Here is a 15,520-nt window from a genome sequence, read left to right as displayed (position 1 = left end):
GCATCCGTATATTTGTCACTTTTTTTCATTTTTAACGTACACACGGGCCTTTTTTTTGATAAAATATAATGAAGACACTAGACAGATAGTAGGGGTGCTACCATGATAGGCAGACGAGTGAAGCAATTGCGAATGGAAAAAGGGCTCACCCTCACGGAACTCGCCGAAAAGGCCGGGGTAGCGAAATCCTATTTAAGCTCGATTGAAAGGGATATTCAATCCAATCCCTCCATTCAATTTCTTGAGAAAATATGCGCCGTTCTTGACGTACCTATAGAATCGTTCCTGCAAAATAAAACCACCCAGCACCAGGAATTGGATGAAGAGTGGTTGGGACTTGTTCGAGAGGCCATGTCATCAGGAGTGAGCAAGGATCAGTTCCAGGAGTTTTTGCAGTTCAACAAGTGGCGTAACAATACTCACAAAGAATAAGTCAAAAGCCCACAGCCGTGGTTTGCGGTCTATGGGCTTTTTGATTGCTTTTACTTAGTTGTCTCGAGGTTGATTGATGATTTGCTCCTGACGGTTTTGTTAGCGACTAAGGTTATGAGGAATGTCAGAACAAAAGCGACCCCCATGGAAATAGTGAACCCGATCATATTGTTAGACAAGAATGGCCCCATAAAAGAAGGAACATAGGCTGTACCTCGAACGTTGAACACGCCCACCAGTCCTCCGCCGACGCCAGCTGCGAAGATCGCGCCACCAAATACCATTTTGTTAGAGAACATGAATGGGTAGGCAGCCTCAACAAATGTACCGAAGCCCATATTGATTAGAAAACCGGGAGTAGCTACAGCGGCTTCTCCTTTATCTCTAGGAGCAATGATGTTAGCTAAGGTAATGCCAGCGGACACCATAACCAAGCCGACCATATCGATAGCTCCCAGGAAGCTGTTTCCTGTTTTCTCCATTTCAAGCAATACAATCGGCAAAATCGCCGCATGATAGACGCCTCCGAGGATGGCTGGCCAGATCAATAGACCTGCAATCACCCCGGCAACAATAGGATTGAACGATATCGCCATGTTAATGATGTATTTAATAAATTCGCCTAACTGAAGTGCAAATGGAGCGATCAAATAGTACATGATAAGTCCGGATAGGAGACCTGCAAAACCACCTGCAACTATATTGACTGTTGTCATCGGGAAGCGCCATTGCACACATTTTACGAATAGGAATTGGACGAGCAGCCCGGCCCCGATACCGCCGATAATGCCTCCGATGATCCCACCTTGGATGGATAATGAGCCTGCAATGACTCCAGCTACAATGGATACTTCGTCCATGTCGGAAACTTGCTTAGCTGCAATGACGGCCAGTACTACAGGCAATGCTTTGAGCATGATGTCAAACACATCGTTGAGCCCTTTTAGAGCGGGAATTTGGCTGAGTGCCAATACAATTGCCATTGCGATAAACCCAGGCAAGGAAGATTGCATGATGCCTTTCAAATTGATTCTACGCCAAGGGCTGCTGGAAGCCGCCTTATGTTTGGAGCTGGTATCCCCAAGGACTGGATAATACTGGATTCCCCAATGCTTGCATAACGAGGTCATAAAAGATATAGCTCTTGTCCGGTTTGTGGTTCCTGTCGTCCCGGAGGTGGCAATGACTTTTGCTCCCTTCGAGCTTATGAGCGCCATGGAGGTTCCGCCAGTTCCGACAACAGGAATTCCTTTCTCCGCAGCTGCTAGAATTGCCAGCTTATTGGCATGATTGGGATCGGCACTCATTACAATCAGACCGTCTATAAGTCCGGAATGAATTTGACTTGAGATTGCAGAATCTACTTCCGCTGCCGCCTCATTCGTATCCTTCAATAATCCCTCAAAGGTCCGAATAATACGATTTTCTGCCGGATCCCAAACATATAATGAGGCTGTTGTCTTCTCCTTAGCGACATCCATTGATTCCACAGCTGCAATAAACTGCACTATGCCAATCTCTATGCCTGCACTTTTGCTTTGTGCAACGATTTCACCAATTAACTTTTCGGGGTCCTTTCCCCCGAGATTAAACAAATTTCCACCACTGCTGCCCAAAATAGCTATACGCATCATTTCATTGCTCCCCATAACTTCTTTCTTTAACTAATTACCGCATTACCTTATTATACGGACGAATGGGTGGATGAACAACTATTATTCTATAGATGAAGCGGCTTGCTCTTATACCGCCATAAAAAACGCACCCCTTAGAACGTTTATTGGGTAACCGGGCGGTTGTTCCAATGTTATTCTTAAGGGTGCGTTTCAGATGCGGTTTGTAGAGTTCTAGGCTATATCTGTAATCTGTTATGAATTAACTGTACTCCTTGCGGTAATGTCCAGGAGGTACACCGACCGCCTTCTTGAACGTACGAGAGAAGTTTTGAGCATTGCTGTACTGCAGGCGGGAGGCAATTTCCTCAACACTCATTTCCGTCTCCAGCAGCCATTTCTGCGCTTTGGCAATTCGGCTTTGCAGCAAATATTCAGAGAAAGTAGTCTCGTGAATCTCCTTTAATGCCTGCTTGCCGATAGAAGCTGGAAGATTGAGGGCCTTGCAGCTGCTTTCCAGCCGGAGATCCTCCTCGTTGTGCTCATGAATGTAGGCAGTAAGCTGCTGAGCAACCTTCTGCATATGTTCCATATGTTCATTCGATAGCTCGGAAATCAGCATATCCACGGCTTGAGACTTCAGCCAGTCGATCCATTCCTCCAGTGTTGTAAGCTGCATAAGCTCCGCCATTACAGGCTCGGCTATAGGATTGCGAAGCGAGCCTCCGATGGTGCGATAGATGGTGAACACCATCTCGGCAAGCTGACTCTGAAGCCACTGGTAGCTAATAGAGCGATGACCTTGCAGCGTGCCTAGCTCGTCAATAAAGCGGTACGCAAGTTGTTGGTCAAGGGAACGGATCGCATAGATCAAGTCGTTCTCAAGCTCCCGGAATGAGATCGGCAGCGGGGACGGTTGACCGTCAGTTCCGTCCGGTTGGAATTCGACGATTGGAATAACCTCGTTCGTTCCCGTCACAAGCTTATGTTTCAAGGCTTCCTCGGCTTCTTGCGCAGATAAGCTCATGTAGGCATAATCTTTACGCACACGGCTAACCCCGATAGATACGGTGAACGGAAAGTATTGCTTAATGAAATCGCGAATGGTCGAGGCTGATCCCAGAAACGTGGCATGAGCCTCCTCCGAAGCGGATTCCTCCAGAGTGTTTAAAGCAAGAAAACGGCCGTCGCCATGAGCGGACACAACACCTTGACCCTGCGAATCGATAACCTCTTGGATGACCATAGACAGCCCATAACGGAAATAGTACAGGTCAGCCTCAGAATAGATTTCAGCCATACTTTTATACTGGTCGATTTCGACACAATAACAGCTGTAGCTGCCCGGCAGCAGAGGTATTTGGTAGCGACGGCACTTCTCCAGATCTTCCTCCGAACGGAGCCCTTTTTTGCAGCATATTGCGGATAAACGCTTCCCGGATTTCCGGTGTCAGCTCTCTTACCTGCTCTTTCAGCTCATCGTGGGTTTCCTTGATACGCTGCATTTTATCGTAAATTTGCCTAAATTCGTCTAGTGGATTCGATGCCGAAGCGGCATGATCACCGTGATTTCCGACATTCTCGTTGTCTGACCTCTGCTTACTATCCCTGGTGCCCTGAGAAGGGGCCGTCGAGTCCTCAAGTAAGGACACGATATCGCTCCATCCCCGCCACAGCCGATTCGTAGAGAAAATGATGACGAAGACAGCTAGTCCTAGCAGGATACTCACCAGGACGAAGATCCCGTTGCGAATGCCGTTCATTTTCATGAACAATTCAGATGTCGGAATAGCAAACCCAAAAACCCATCCATTATAAGAGGGAGGTAAGTAAGCGGTAAACAGCTCTTTGGAAGCAGGCTTCCCTTCCGTAATGATAGGAACAATCTCCTTCTGGAGCCGATCGGAGCTCAGATCACCGCGATTTTGCAATAGACCTCCATGCTCATCGAGGATGAAATATGTGCCTTTGGATTCGTTATGCGCTCCCAAAATATGATCAAAGAACTTCTGGTTCAAATGAACAATAATGTAGAAAGCTTTCGTGCTTTGAAAAATCGGAAGCTTCCTTATATATACGGTAGTTGGTGTTTGCTTGACGGTTATATTGAAAAAGGCCTGGTTGCCTTTAAGCTGCTCGAATTTACGGATAACCTCTGAATAATCATCCTGATAGGTGGAAACTTGATGGTTGGTACTGTATAGTCTGTGCGTGCCTAAACGGTATAAGGCAATATTATCTACATCTTCAAGAGAGGTTTGCATGCGAAGCATCGTTTCAAGCAGGGACAGAATCTCTAGATTGTTTTCTTCCTTTTGAGGGGAAGCGAGGGACTCGAGTGCTGGAAGCTTTTCGAATTGGAGAACAGCTTGATCGATTTGTTTAAAGTAGCCTTCAACCTGGTCCTGTGTGCGCAGCAAAGAAACGCGGTAGGCGCTTTGAACCTCTTGCGTTAAAGTGTTTGTTGCGATGCGATAGACGGTAAATCCCATTACTGCAATACTGAGGGAAGTCAACAGCAGCATGATGATGAGAGTTTGAGCTTTCTTGGAGCGCTGCAGTCGCATAGCGGTTCCCCTTTCTATATCTGTAAGAGAGCGGTGTCGCTCATTATCGGCTCTTCATAAAAATATACCCGTTTGATTATAGCATGGAAAGTGTCATTTGGGGCAAAAGGCGTATTTACGCATAATGATAAGTTGCTTAAGAACCCGCATGGTTACTGGATTTTTTGTTGCGACGATTGGTCAATTGACGGTAATAGGGCAATTTGCATCAAATGATCGTTGCTGCATGACTGTTAAGCAGGATAAAGTAATGACAAGGCAGGCCGGCCACATTAATCAAGGTCAGAGCACAAGAACAAAAGCCACGACAGTGATAAAGAAGATAAAGATGAAAAGGGGCATTCATACTATGACGTTAACCAACAGCATTTGGAAAAAGTCTGCAAGCGTAGTTCTCGTGACCGCTCTAGTAGCTGTAACGGCTGCTTGCGGCAACAGCGGATCAACCGGAAAGCAAGGAGCCCAGGATGGGTCCAAAACGCCAAACGGGCCTGTAAAACTGAAAGTAGCTTACGATTACGGGAATACCATTCCTAGCACATCGGCGGAAAGCAATGAAGCATTGAAATATTTACAGGATAAGCTGGGTGTTCAATTCGAATTCAACGTCAACGCTTATGAAATATATAAAGAAAAAATCCGCGTACAAATCGCTTCGGGAGATATTCCGGATGCGTTCGCTTGGCGGACCATGGACGATTTTATCGTTGGCATGATTAAAGCAGGGGAAATCGTTCCGCTTGACGAGTATATCGACAAGTATCCGAACCTGAAGAAACAAAAGGATCTCTACATTACGAAGTATCAAAATAAAACTTGGGCCATTACGAATGTTCGTAACCCTGTAGCCACTGGCGATGCGCCAATGATTCGTCAAGACTGGTTGGATAGTCTGGGGCTGCAGGCTCCGAAAACGATGGATGACCTGTACAACGTGGCCAAGGCGTTTACGTTCAACGATCCGGACAAAAACGGTAAAAAGGACACTTATGGTATCCAGCTCGGTTATGCTAACAACGCATTCGTAGGCGCCAGTGGTCTACAGGAGCCATTCGGCATTCAAGACAAATGGGTGAAGCAGGACGGCAAATACGTACCGAACTTCGCGACTCCTGCCTTTAAAGAGTACCTTGCTTGGATGAGCAAAGCGTTCAAAGACGGCTTGATTGATCCGGACTTTGCGGTAACGGACGGCAGAACAGCCGAATCGAAGCTGGTTAGCAAAGGACAAGCGGGGATGTTCTTCCAATATATTTCCCGTGTGAACGACTTTGAGGATAACTTCAAGAAAACGAATCCGGCTGCCAAACTCGTTCCATTCGAACCGGTTAAAGGTCCGTCTGGTAAACAAGGTGCTACAGGACGTGTAAACTACGGTGGTTTGTTCGTATCGAAGAATGCCGCCAAAGATCCTGCCAAAATGCAAAAGCTGATGGAATGGCTTGATTTCGGCGCAAGCCCAGAAGGGCAAAACTTCAACGTATATGGTGTAGAAGGCGTTCACTATACGAAGAAGGATGGCAAAAATGAAGTGAAAAGCGATCTGATCGCACGTGACATGCCGGGGGCGTTCTTGTGGACACTGCCGCTGCAGCCTACCGAAGAAGTTTTCGTGAGTAAGAAGAACTCCGAAGAGGCACAAAAAACGATTATCGACGGCAATAAAATGCTTGAGAAATATTTGAAAATACCGACACCGCTGGACTTCGCATTCTCTCCTACCGGAGCGAAATATAGAGCGGAAGCCGATGCCTTTATCAATACCAACACGGTTAAAGTTATCATGGGCAATATCGATGTGAAGGATTGGGACGGCATCGTCAAGCAATGGTATGACCGTTTTGAAGGCAACAAATGGGTTGAGGAGATCTCCGCAACCGACAGCAAATAAGAGCAATGCAATAATTAAAGCGGGTACGTTTCTGCTCATCGGAACGTACCCGAGCTTTTCATAGGGAGTGTGAATTTCAATTATGGCGATGGGAACGGAAGCCGCAACGATTCGAGGCAGCAAGCCAGCATCTGCAGCAGGATCAAAGCGCGGTAGGCTGTGGAAGAAGCTGTGGTCAGATCGATACATGTACTTGCTCGCTCTACCGGGCATGGCGTTTATTTTGCTTTTCGAGTATGGTCCGATGTATGGCATCGTGCTGGCATTTCAGGATTACAACCCGTTTGCGGGAATTTTTCATAGTGACTGGGTAGGCTTCGCACATTTTGAAAGGCTGTTCAAGCATCCTGATTTCTGGATGGTTCTTCGCAACACGCTGGTAATTAGCTTGCTGAACTTGCTTTTATTTTTCCCGACACCAATCGTTCTAGCGCTGTTGTTAAATGAAGTGCGTGCCGGTTTGTTTCAGAAGGCAGTACAAACCATCATTTATTTACCCCATTTCGTTTCGTGGGTTGTTATCTGTTCCTTGACGATTACGTTATTGAATTCTGAAGGGATAGTTACCCAAATTGTTCATGCGTTGGGCTTTACCAAAGTACAACTGCTGCTGGACACCCGGTTTTTCTGGGGCATGATTACTTTGCAAAGCATCTGGAAGGAAGCGGGCTGGGGAACGATCATCTTTCTCGCGGCTTTGGCAGGGATCAACCCTGAACTGTATGAAGCGGCTCGTGTAGACGGAGCGAACCGCTGGCATCAAATGAAAGCCATTACGGTTCCGGCACTTATGAATACAGTCGTTGTACTCTTGCTGCTGCGGATCGGACACATCATGAGCCTTTCTTTCGACCAGCTGTTTATTATGGGCAATCCGATGGTCAGCAGCGTGTCGGAGGTATTCGATACGTATGTGTTCAAGGCAGGCGTGCTGCAAGGTAATTTCAGCTTTGCTGCGGCGGTTGGTTTATTCAAATCGTTGGTCGGACTTGTCCTCATCCTGGGCTCTAACTATATAGCCAAGAAAACAAGCGACAATTACTTATTCTAGAAAGCGTTAGGAAGGGAGAAACTTCGTATGAAAATGCAAAAAAACGTCTGGTTTGAGGCGGTTAACTATACGCTGCTTGGACTGATGGCTATTTTAATGATATTTCCGTTCTGGAACGTGTTCGTGCTGTCATTTTCAACGGCTCATCTTGTGTACGAAGGCCAGCTGTTGTTTTGGCCGAAGCAGTGGACGACTGTGGCGTATGATATGGTTTTTCATAACCGTCAGTTTATTCAAACGTTCTATAATACGGTGTTCGTGACGGTAGTGGGGACGGTTCTCAGCATGCTGCTTACGATTACGCTTGCTTACCCGCTTTCCAAAAAAAATGTTAAAGGCACGAGCGTTATGCTGTTCCTAGCCTTCTTTACAATGCTGTTCAATGGAGGTATCATTCCTTCCTATTTGCTGGTTAAAGAGCTAGGCATGCTGAATACGCTGTGGTCCCTTATCATTCCAAGTGCGCTCAGCGTATTTAACCTTATGATTATGGTGAGCTTCTTCCGTTCGGTTCCATCGGAGTTAGAGGAATCGGCCAAAATAGATGGAAGCAACGACATTGGTGTACTGGCTAAAATCGTTATGCCGATCTCATTACCTGTCATCGCTACGCTGACATTGTTCTATGCGGTATCCAAATGGAACATCTTTTTTCAAGCTGTCATGTACAACAGCGATGTGAGTAAAATGACGATGCAGGTGCTGCTGCGCCAAATTCTCGTCCAAATGACAAACGAGGCAGTCGATGCCGCGATGTCAGGAGACGTACCGAAAATCGGCGTGACGGTAAAAATGGCCATGATTATTATCGCAACGGTACCGATCCTTCTAATCTATCCCTTCCTGCAAAAGTATTTTGCTAAGGGAGCAATGATTGGCTCAGTGAAAGGTTAAAAAAGCAAGATGCACCGATGAGGGGGACTCGAGTGATGAACAAAGAGAAGCTGCTTGGCAAGGCGGAGCAGGTCTATGAGTATATGGTAACCGCGCCGGAGAGCGATTGGCAGCGAAATATGTACAATTGGGACTGGAAGCCAGGCGTAGGTCTGATCGCAGCGGTTAAGTATTACGAGGCGACCGGCTTGGAGTCGGTACGCGAGTATTTGTGGCGCTGGATGAGAGATAATCGCCATAAGGCAGCACAGCAGCGCGTGATCAATTCGACCGCGCCTTTCGCGGCTCTGACCGAGCTGCTGCGCAGGGAACCGGAAGCGGCTGCGGAGTGGATGCCGATGGTACAGGAACACGGCGAGTGGCTGATGCATGAGGCGCCTCGTACTAAGGAAGGCGGCTTTGAGCATACAGTAACCGAGGGGGTAGACTTCCCTGAGCAGCTGTGGGCGGATACGCTCGTCGTCGGAGCGCTATTCCTTGCTCGCCTTGCTTCGCTGACAGGGGACACTGCGATGGCACAAGAAGCGGTGAAGCAGGTCGCAGTCCATTTGCAGCTGCTGCAGGACGAGGCGACCGGCGTACTTTTCCATGGATTTGACGGGCTCGAGCGCAATCATATGTCGGCAGCCCGTTGGGGCCGCGCGAACGCTTGGGTCGCTTTCGGCGTACCCGAGATCGTCGCATGCGTGAAGCACTTGGCGGATATTCCGGCCGAAGTGTACGAGCGTTATACGACGCTGTTGTGTGGCCTAGTCCGACAGCAGACGGCTAACGGCATGTGGCATACCGTGCTAGACCGCCCGGATTTTTATCTGGAAACGTCGGCAACAGCCGGCATCGCTTATGGATTCCAAATCGCGCTGCGAACCGGCATGGTCGAAGATGCTGCTTTGCAGAAGAAGCTTGGAAATGCTGTTATTAAAGCGGCCGAAGCTGTTATGATCCACGTCGACGTATACGGAGCTGTGCATGGCGTCTCTGGCGGAACACCGGTTATGCCGACAGTGGAAGCTTATAACGAAGTGAAGATTACGCCCACGCCTTACGGCCAAGCGCTGGCGCTTATGCTGATCAGCGATTTGCTGGAGGAACGGAAATAAGTTGATTCGATGTGCGGTGCAGCCATTTGATTATCAAATGATTCGTATGGAGGAATGATTTCCATGATTTCAGCAGAGTTAGCCCAACAGAAGCTGCTTGCGTGGTTGGAACAAAATGAGCCCCACTATAACTCTGAGCTGCAGCTGCTGAAGCAGCCTTTCAGCAGTCCGGGGTATCATACGGCGCTTCGAGATGTGCCTTATGTTCACCCTACGCGCGAATCGCTAGCTTATGCCGTTACGCTGCTTAACAGCGGCATCCCCCATTATCAGGAGCGGGGATGCGCTATCCTGGAGAAGGTCATATCGTTGCAGGATACCGATCGCAGCCGTCCGACCCATGGTATCTGGTCGTGGTTTTACGAGGAGCCCCTGGATAAGATGGCTCCTCCCGATTGGAACTGGGCTGATTTCTGCGGAAAACAGCTTATTCTTGCCGCTATGCATCATAATGACGTCATGTCTCCCGGCTTGAAGTCTCGTTTGCGTGATGCCATCTTCCGTGCATGCAATGCGATCATATTGCGTAATGTGGGACCAGGTTATACGAATATTTCTATTATGGGAGCCTTTGTAACACTGCTTGCGGGAGAAGTATACTATTACCCTCCGTATCGTGATTATGGCCTGCAGCGTCTAAAAGATTTTCACGCACATACGCTTCGTCTGGGTACCTTCGAAGAGTATAACAGTCCCACTTATACGACCGTTGCGATTGCCGAACTGTCGAGCTTGCATGCAAAAACTAAAAATGAGGTGGCACGACGCTTAACGGCGGAGCTGCTCAATGTGGCATGGCGGATGGTGGCGGAGCATTTTCATGTGCCGACAAGGCAGTGGGCAGGACCGCACAGCCGCAGCTACGATAAGCTGCTTGCGCCGAAGTTTTTATCCTTTTTGCAAATTGCTTTGGATGGGGAAATAAGGTTTATTCCCGATGAAGAGTTGATATTCGAGCCGAACTGGTATGAAAGCGGAATGAGCTGCCCGGAACCATATCGTTCTTACTTCATCGAACCTCACCGTCAACATGCGCGCCAGTGTATATATGAGAATCAAGCTAAACAAATCGAGAAGCATGCAACATTGTTCATGAATGAAGCTTATGCATTGGGCACAGTGAATAAAGAAATCATGTGGAATCAGCGCCGTAATCTACTAGCTTATATGAACAATGGCGGGGAGAGCGCCTATATGCAGCTGCAATGTCTTCATGACGGCTACGATTATGCGGCAGCGGTTATCACCTCTCAGCAAAATGAAGGCGATGTCCTTTACGGGATAAGCTTTAGTACCAATGGAGGAGATACGCACAGCAGCTTGGATCGCATCAAGGGACAGGTGAAGGCACAAGATTTGCGAATTCGTCTAGAATTCGGCGGCTGTCTGGACGGAGTGGGGGTCAAGGTACTAGATGAGAGAAGGGCACAGGTGCAGCTTGGGGAGCATACGATTTGCGTGCAAAACGTATTATCCGAATTCCGGGTGAGTCCCTCTAAGACAGGTTGGGAGTGGCGGCAGCAGGATGGCTGTCTGTATCTCGATTACATTCTTTATAACGGACCTGAACAGACATTCGATTTTACCAAAATGAAGCGTGTAGGCCTGATTTTCGCTTTAAGTCTAGGCAATCAGGAGAAATGGCTCCCCGTGGAGCTGGCCGATCATAACGATCATTGGACAGCTCAAGGCTCGAATGGCGAGACTTCATGGAAGATTGCAATACGCCATAAGCCTGCCACGGTAGATGAACTATTGTCGGTTCAGACGTAAATAGTTTAAACAAAAAATCCGCAAAGATTGCGGATTTTTTTGCGTTCAGTTCTAGAACATTTAAAGTTAGTTATAATGATAGTTTCTCTAGATAATTTCTTTTTTTGAGATACAATAAAATGGTTTAAAAAAGGAGGCATGCAAATGAAGATCCAAATCATCGGAGGCTCGGGTACCGGTAAAAGCACCTTAGCCAAATGGATTAGCGAAAAAGAAAATATACAATGGATTGATACCGATCATTATCTCTGGAAAGATGATTCCTTTACGGAAAATAATCCAATTGAAAAGCGTAAAGAATTATATCAAAAAGACATGGCACTTGGCGTTAGCTACGTGGCTTCCGGCTCTGTTTTCTCATGGTATCCTGAAGGATTCAGCGATCGTGACCTATTGGTTTTTCTTTCTCTTGATGAAGCTGTTCGCATGCAACGATTAAGGAGCCGAGAACTGGAACGGAATACTCTTAGTGAAATGTGGCTGGACGAGCATGGAGAATATACGAATGACTTTCTAGAATGGTGTAAAACGTATTTGACGGAAGAAGATAAAAGCATGGCTGGTACATACGCCGAACAATCCTATCAAATGGAATTATCCAAAAGTCCCGTTTTAAAGCTAGACAGCGCTCGACCTGTCGAAGAGCTGTGCGCTGAAATTTTAAGCCGAGTAAGTCAATGAGGTATACCCCCATGGAGTTCTTAGAAAATAATTAACATAATATTTAAGGGGAATGTGATAGTATTTTTTCATCCCCCCTTAGAAGGAGGAGTAAAGTCGGATAGCTTTAATAAAGGAGGAACATATGAGCCCAAATGAGATTTCAACCATCGGCCACGAATCCTATATACCATTTATTGAATGCGGTTCTTACCCGGTAAGGGGCGGTAATTTGGTTCGTCCGCTTGTGGATAGTGCCCCTACCTTTCGACGTATTTGTGAGGCTATTGAAGCAGCAAAGCACAGTGCTTGGCTTACGGTTACATTCATGGCACCGGATTATCAGATGCCGGACCATCATGGTACCCTGTTGGATGTATTGGACCATGCGGTTGCACGGGGGTTGGATGTTCGGGTTATTATTTGGCGCCCCAATCCGGAGAGCAGTAGGTATGGACAAGCCTTCCCAGGATCTCAAGCTGACCGTGAATTGCTCCTTTCGCGTGGTTCTATTTTCCATATCCGCTGGGATCGTGCTCCAGGTTATTTTTGTCAGCACCAAAAATGCTGGCTAATAGATGCCGGATATTCGACCGAGACGACATTTGTCGGTGGAATTAATCCGACTTTCAAGGCGTTCGATCCCGGCCACATGGGCGAGGGCCATCGCCACGATGTCTATGTCGAAGTAACCGGCCCTTCAGCTACTGACGTTCACCACAATTTCGTAGAAAGATGGAATGAGGCCAGTGAGAGAATGGAGGAAGATGGAGTGTGGGGCCATAACGGAAATGATGTGTTGTCCTTCCCTACACGCGTATCGGCCCCGCGTGGAGATAGCTTATTGCAGATTCAACGCAACATGTTTGGGGGCCGTTACAGCGGTAATTATCTAACTCCTGGAGGAACTCCTCTGGATATATCCGCTGGCGAGCGATCCATTTTAGAACAATACAAACAGGCTATCGATGCAGCAAGGTGCTCCATTTACATCGAGAACCAGGCTCTTCCGGTTCCGGAAATCGCTGCTGGACTGGAGAAGGCTCTGAAGCGTGGCGTTGAGGTCATCCTCCTTATTCCAGCTGAACCCGAGCAGTACGTACGCACATTCCGTAAAAATCCGGATCGAAAAAGCTTTTTCGAACCGATAGAAGCACTCGGCCAATATGAGAACTTCTCACTTGTCGGAATAGCTGGTTTGAATGGGCAGGGGGGACGCAGCAACATCTATGTGCATGCCAAAATCATGCTGATCGACGATGTATGGGCGACAATCGGTTCCTGCAACCTTCACTGGAATTCACTCTTCGGGCATACCGAGATGAATGCAACGTTCTTTGACCCCGATGTAGTGCGTTCGCTCCGCAATCAATTATTATCCGAACACTTGGGACAAGATACAAGTCACTTGAACGACCGTGAGGCGTTACAGCTATATCGGAACATTGCTCTGGAAAACGGAGTCAGAGGAGCATGCGGTGACTATAGCTGGAGAGGTCTTGCATTCCTTCTAGACCCAACTACTTACGGAGATTAGTTGTATATGGTTGTGGAAGGACAGGCTGCGAGAGCTCAATAAAATAGCGGTAGTCTAGGACTCTACTTTCTCGTCCAAGACTACCGCTGTTTGGTGGTATTGAAGTCAAACGCTATTCAACCGTTACACTTTTGGCCAAATTTCTCGGCTTGTCCACGTCATTACCTCGCGTCAAGGCAGCATAATAGGCAAGCATCTGCAGTGGAATGACCGACAGTACAGGTGTCAGCAATGCATGAGTGCGCGGGATGTAGAGAACTTCATCGGCAGCTTTGATGATCTCCGTATTTCCTTCCATTGCAACCGCGATGACATGGGCTCCGCGAGCTTTGACTTCCTTCATATTGCTGATCGTTTTTTCGAGCAATGCTTCTTGTGTTGCGATAGCAATCACGGGTGTGCCTTCTTCAATCAAGGCCAGCGACCCATGCTTCAGCTCCCCGGCGGGGTAAGCTTCCGAATGAATATAGGAAATTTCCTTCAGCTTAAGCGAAGCTTCCTGTGCTACCATCGCGTCAAGTCCACGGCCGATAAAATACAGATCATCATGGACGGCGATTTGCTTGGCTGTTTGAATGATAGGCTCGGTTTGCTCCAGCATTGCTTCAACCTGCTCGGGGAGCTGCTTCAGCATGTCCAGCAGCTCTTTTCGTTCTTGGACGTCCACCGTGTTCATGGTTTGGGACACATAGAGCGTCAGCAGGTAGAAGGCAATTAATTGAGAAGTGTAGGCCTTTGTGGAGGCTACGGCGATTTCCGGTCCGGCCCATGTGAAAATAACATGGTCGGCTTCTCTAGCAACGGAGCTTCCGACGACGTTCGTGATCGCGAGCACTTGAGCTCCGCACTGCTTCGCTTCACGCATCGCGGCAAGCGTATCCGCTGTTTCGCCTGATTGGCTGACCACGATAACCAAAGTGTTGTCACGGATCACGGGCTGCCGATAGCGATATTCAGAAGCGACGTCAACCTCAACTGGAATGCGAGTTAACCGCTCGATGACGGCCTTCCCGACTAATGCTGCATGATAAGCAGTTCCGCAAGCCACCATGTGGATATGGCTGATCAGCTTCAATCGTTCGGGTGTGATTTGTACTTCAGGTAGGGAAACACTGTGACCGTTATCCTCAATCCGGCTGCGCATTGTGTCCCGATAGGCACGGGGCTGCTCGTAAATTTCTTTGAGCATGAAATGGTCATAGCCGCCTTTTTCCGCCATCATGATATCCCAATCGATGCGGAACAACTGCTTGGCGATAAAGTTTCCTTCGAGGGTCATTAGTTCTACGGTATCCCGCGAAATGACCGCCATCTCACCATCACCTAGAATGTACACATCTCGTGTATATTCGAGAATAGCGGGGATGTCCGATCCGATGAAGTTTTCGCCTTCACCGACACCGATAATTAATGGGCTGGCCCAGCGGACGGCGATCAGCTTATCCGGCTCATGCTCGGACAATACGACGATGGCGTAGGCTCCGCGAATGCGGCTTACCGCTTGTTGAACGGCATGAACCAAATTGTCTTTGTAATATTGGGCAATGAGATGACTTATAACTTCCGTATCGGTTTCCGACAAAAAAACATGCCCAAGCTGCTCCAGCTCTTCTTTTAGCTGCTGATGATTTTCAATAATGCCATTATGAACCACGGATATTTTCATACGGTTATCGGCGTGAGGATGCGAATTGACGTCGGAAGGCCTGCCATGAGTGGCCCAGCGAGTGTGGCCGATGCCAGCAAAGCCGATCAGCGGCTGATGCTCAAGGCGGGATTCCAGCTCTTGAATTCTTCCTTTTGTTTTGCGAATATGAAGCCCTTCTGAAGTATGCACCGCTAGTCCGGCTGAATCATACCCTCGATACTCTAATTTTTTTAATCCTTCCAACAAAATCGGCTGTGAATCTCTGCTGCCGATGTACCCGACAATACCACACATGGTTCGGATTCCTCCCTGTTCTCATTTAAGCTAAAACCTGTAAATTTCGTTTGTTCTCTA

The 15,520-nt window shown here is 47.8% G+C and carries 12 protein-coding genes; 8 read left to right on the top strand and 4 right to left on the bottom strand.

Features of this window, described 5'->3' with window-relative positions; translation table 11 throughout:
• The first annotated feature begins 102 nt into the window (after positions 1-102).
• The gene (locus tag QMA13_RS32975) at positions 103-432 is read left to right on the top strand and encodes a helix-turn-helix domain-containing protein (protein WP_282937854.1); all 330 of its coding nucleotides are present in this window, start codon (positions 103-105) and stop codon (positions 430-432) included.
• A gap of 50 nt (positions 433-482) precedes the next feature.
• Here QMA13_RS32975 and QMA13_RS32970 read toward each other — a convergent pair whose 3' ends face one another.
• The 3 genes from QMA13_RS32970 to QMA13_RS32960 all read right to left on the bottom strand — a co-directional run bounded on the left by QMA13_RS32970 (position 483) and on the right by QMA13_RS32960 (position 4,612).
• Positions 483-2,081 carry a PTS sugar transporter gene (locus tag QMA13_RS32970; protein WP_282937853.1) on the bottom strand — a complete coding sequence of 533 codons (1,599 nt, stop codon included), beginning with the start codon at positions 2,079-2,081 and terminating at the stop codon, positions 483-485.
• 226 nt (positions 2,082-2,307) lie between these two features.
• On the bottom strand, positions 2,308-3,396 hold the full coding sequence (locus QMA13_RS32965; RefSeq protein WP_282943670.1) for a helix-turn-helix domain-containing protein: 1,089 nt from the start codon (positions 3,394-3,396) through the stop codon (positions 2,308-2,310).
• Positions 3,350-4,612: a sensor histidine kinase gene (locus QMA13_RS32960; protein WP_282937852.1), complete on the bottom strand. Its 1,263-nt coding sequence runs from the start codon at positions 4,610-4,612 to the stop codon at positions 3,350-3,352. The genes QMA13_RS32965 and QMA13_RS32960 overlap by 47 nt, the downstream gene beginning before the upstream one ends.
• A gap of 349 nt (positions 4,613-4,961) precedes the next feature.
• On the opposite strand from QMA13_RS32960, the gene QMA13_RS32955 reads away from it, so the two are divergent.
• The 7 genes from QMA13_RS32955 (at position 4,962) to QMA13_RS32925 (ending at position 13,518) form a co-directional block, all read left to right on the top strand.
• Positions 4,962-6,503, top strand: a complete 1,542-nt coding sequence (locus QMA13_RS32955; RefSeq protein WP_282937851.1) for an extracellular solute-binding protein — start codon at positions 4,962-4,964, stop codon at positions 6,501-6,503.
• Positions 6,504-6,585: 82 nt separating this feature from the next.
• Positions 6,586-7,554 (top strand): ABC transporter permease, encoded by a 969-nt coding sequence (locus QMA13_RS32950; RefSeq protein ID WP_282937850.1) that lies wholly within the window; start codon positions 6,586-6,588, stop codon positions 7,552-7,554.
• Between the two features lie 27 nt (positions 7,555-7,581).
• Positions 7,582-8,448: a carbohydrate ABC transporter permease gene (locus tag QMA13_RS32945; protein WP_282937849.1), complete on the top strand. Its 867-nt coding sequence runs from the start codon at positions 7,582-7,584 to the stop codon at positions 8,446-8,448.
• Positions 8,449-8,483: 35 nt separating this feature from the next.
• Positions 8,484-9,548, top strand: coding sequence for a glycoside hydrolase family 88/105 protein (locus QMA13_RS32940; RefSeq protein ID WP_282937848.1), 1,065 nt, complete (start codon positions 8,484-8,486; stop codon positions 9,546-9,548).
• Positions 9,549-9,611: 63 nt separating this feature from the next.
• Positions 9,612-11,321, top strand: a complete 1,710-nt coding sequence (locus tag QMA13_RS32935; protein ID WP_282937847.1) for a hypothetical protein — start codon at positions 9,612-9,614, stop codon at positions 11,319-11,321.
• A 144-nt stretch (positions 11,322-11,465) separates the two neighbouring features.
• Positions 11,466-12,002: an AAA family ATPase gene (locus QMA13_RS32930; RefSeq protein WP_282937846.1), complete on the top strand. Its 537-nt coding sequence runs from the start codon at positions 11,466-11,468 to the stop codon at positions 12,000-12,002.
• Between the two features lie 124 nt (positions 12,003-12,126).
• Positions 12,127-13,518 (top strand): phospholipase D-like domain-containing protein, encoded by a 1,392-nt coding sequence (locus QMA13_RS32925; RefSeq protein WP_282937845.1) that lies wholly within the window; start codon positions 12,127-12,129, stop codon positions 13,516-13,518.
• Between the two features lie 112 nt (positions 13,519-13,630).
• Here QMA13_RS32925 and glmS read toward each other — a convergent pair whose 3' ends face one another.
• Entirely contained in the window at positions 13,631-15,460 is a 1,830-nt protein-coding gene (glmS, locus tag QMA13_RS32920) for a glutamine--fructose-6-phosphate transaminase (isomerizing) (RefSeq protein ID WP_282937844.1), read from the bottom strand.
• Between the last annotated feature and the right edge of the window lie 60 nt (positions 15,461-15,520).

Origin of the sequence: Paenibacillus sp. RC67, from assembly GCF_030020805.1 — a bacterium.
GTDB lineage: Bacteria > Bacillota > Bacilli > Paenibacillales > NBRC-103111 > Paenibacillus_S.
Note: the sequence above shows the minus strand (reverse complement) of the source record. Positions and strands in the feature narration are given on the sequence as shown.

What these genes read in the sequence shown, in the direction of transcription:
- QMA13_RS32950 (WP_282937850.1), top strand. Translation starts at nt 6,586, where the DNA reads ATGGCGATGGGAACGGAAGCCGCAACGATTCGAGGCAGCAAGCCAGCA.
- QMA13_RS32960 (WP_282937852.1), bottom strand. Translation starts at nt 4,612, where the DNA reads ATGCGACTGCAGCGCTCCAAGAAAGCTCAAACTCTCATCATCATGCTG.
- glmS (WP_282937844.1), bottom strand. Translation starts at nt 15,460, where the DNA reads ATGTGTGGTATTGTCGGGTACATCGGCAGCAGAGATTCACAGCCGATT.
- QMA13_RS32925 (WP_282937845.1), top strand. Translation starts at nt 12,127, where the DNA reads ATGAGCCCAAATGAGATTTCAACCATCGGCCACGAATCCTATATACCA.
- QMA13_RS32930 (WP_282937846.1), top strand. Translation starts at nt 11,466, where the DNA reads ATGAAGATCCAAATCATCGGAGGCTCGGGTACCGGTAAAAGCACCTTA.
- QMA13_RS32955 (WP_282937851.1), top strand. Translation starts at nt 4,962, where the DNA reads ATGACGTTAACCAACAGCATTTGGAAAAAGTCTGCAAGCGTAGTTCTC.
- QMA13_RS32970 (WP_282937853.1), bottom strand. Translation starts at nt 2,081, where the DNA reads ATGGGGAGCAATGAAATGATGCGTATAGCTATTTTGGGCAGCAGTGGT.
- QMA13_RS32945 (WP_282937849.1), top strand. Translation starts at nt 7,582, where the DNA reads ATGAAAATGCAAAAAAACGTCTGGTTTGAGGCGGTTAACTATACGCTG.
- QMA13_RS32935 (WP_282937847.1), top strand. Translation starts at nt 9,612, where the DNA reads ATGATTTCAGCAGAGTTAGCCCAACAGAAGCTGCTTGCGTGGTTGGAA.
- QMA13_RS32940 (WP_282937848.1), top strand. Translation starts at nt 8,484, where the DNA reads ATGAACAAAGAGAAGCTGCTTGGCAAGGCGGAGCAGGTCTATGAGTAT.
- QMA13_RS32975 (WP_282937854.1), top strand. Translation starts at nt 103, where the DNA reads ATGATAGGCAGACGAGTGAAGCAATTGCGAATGGAAAAAGGGCTCACC.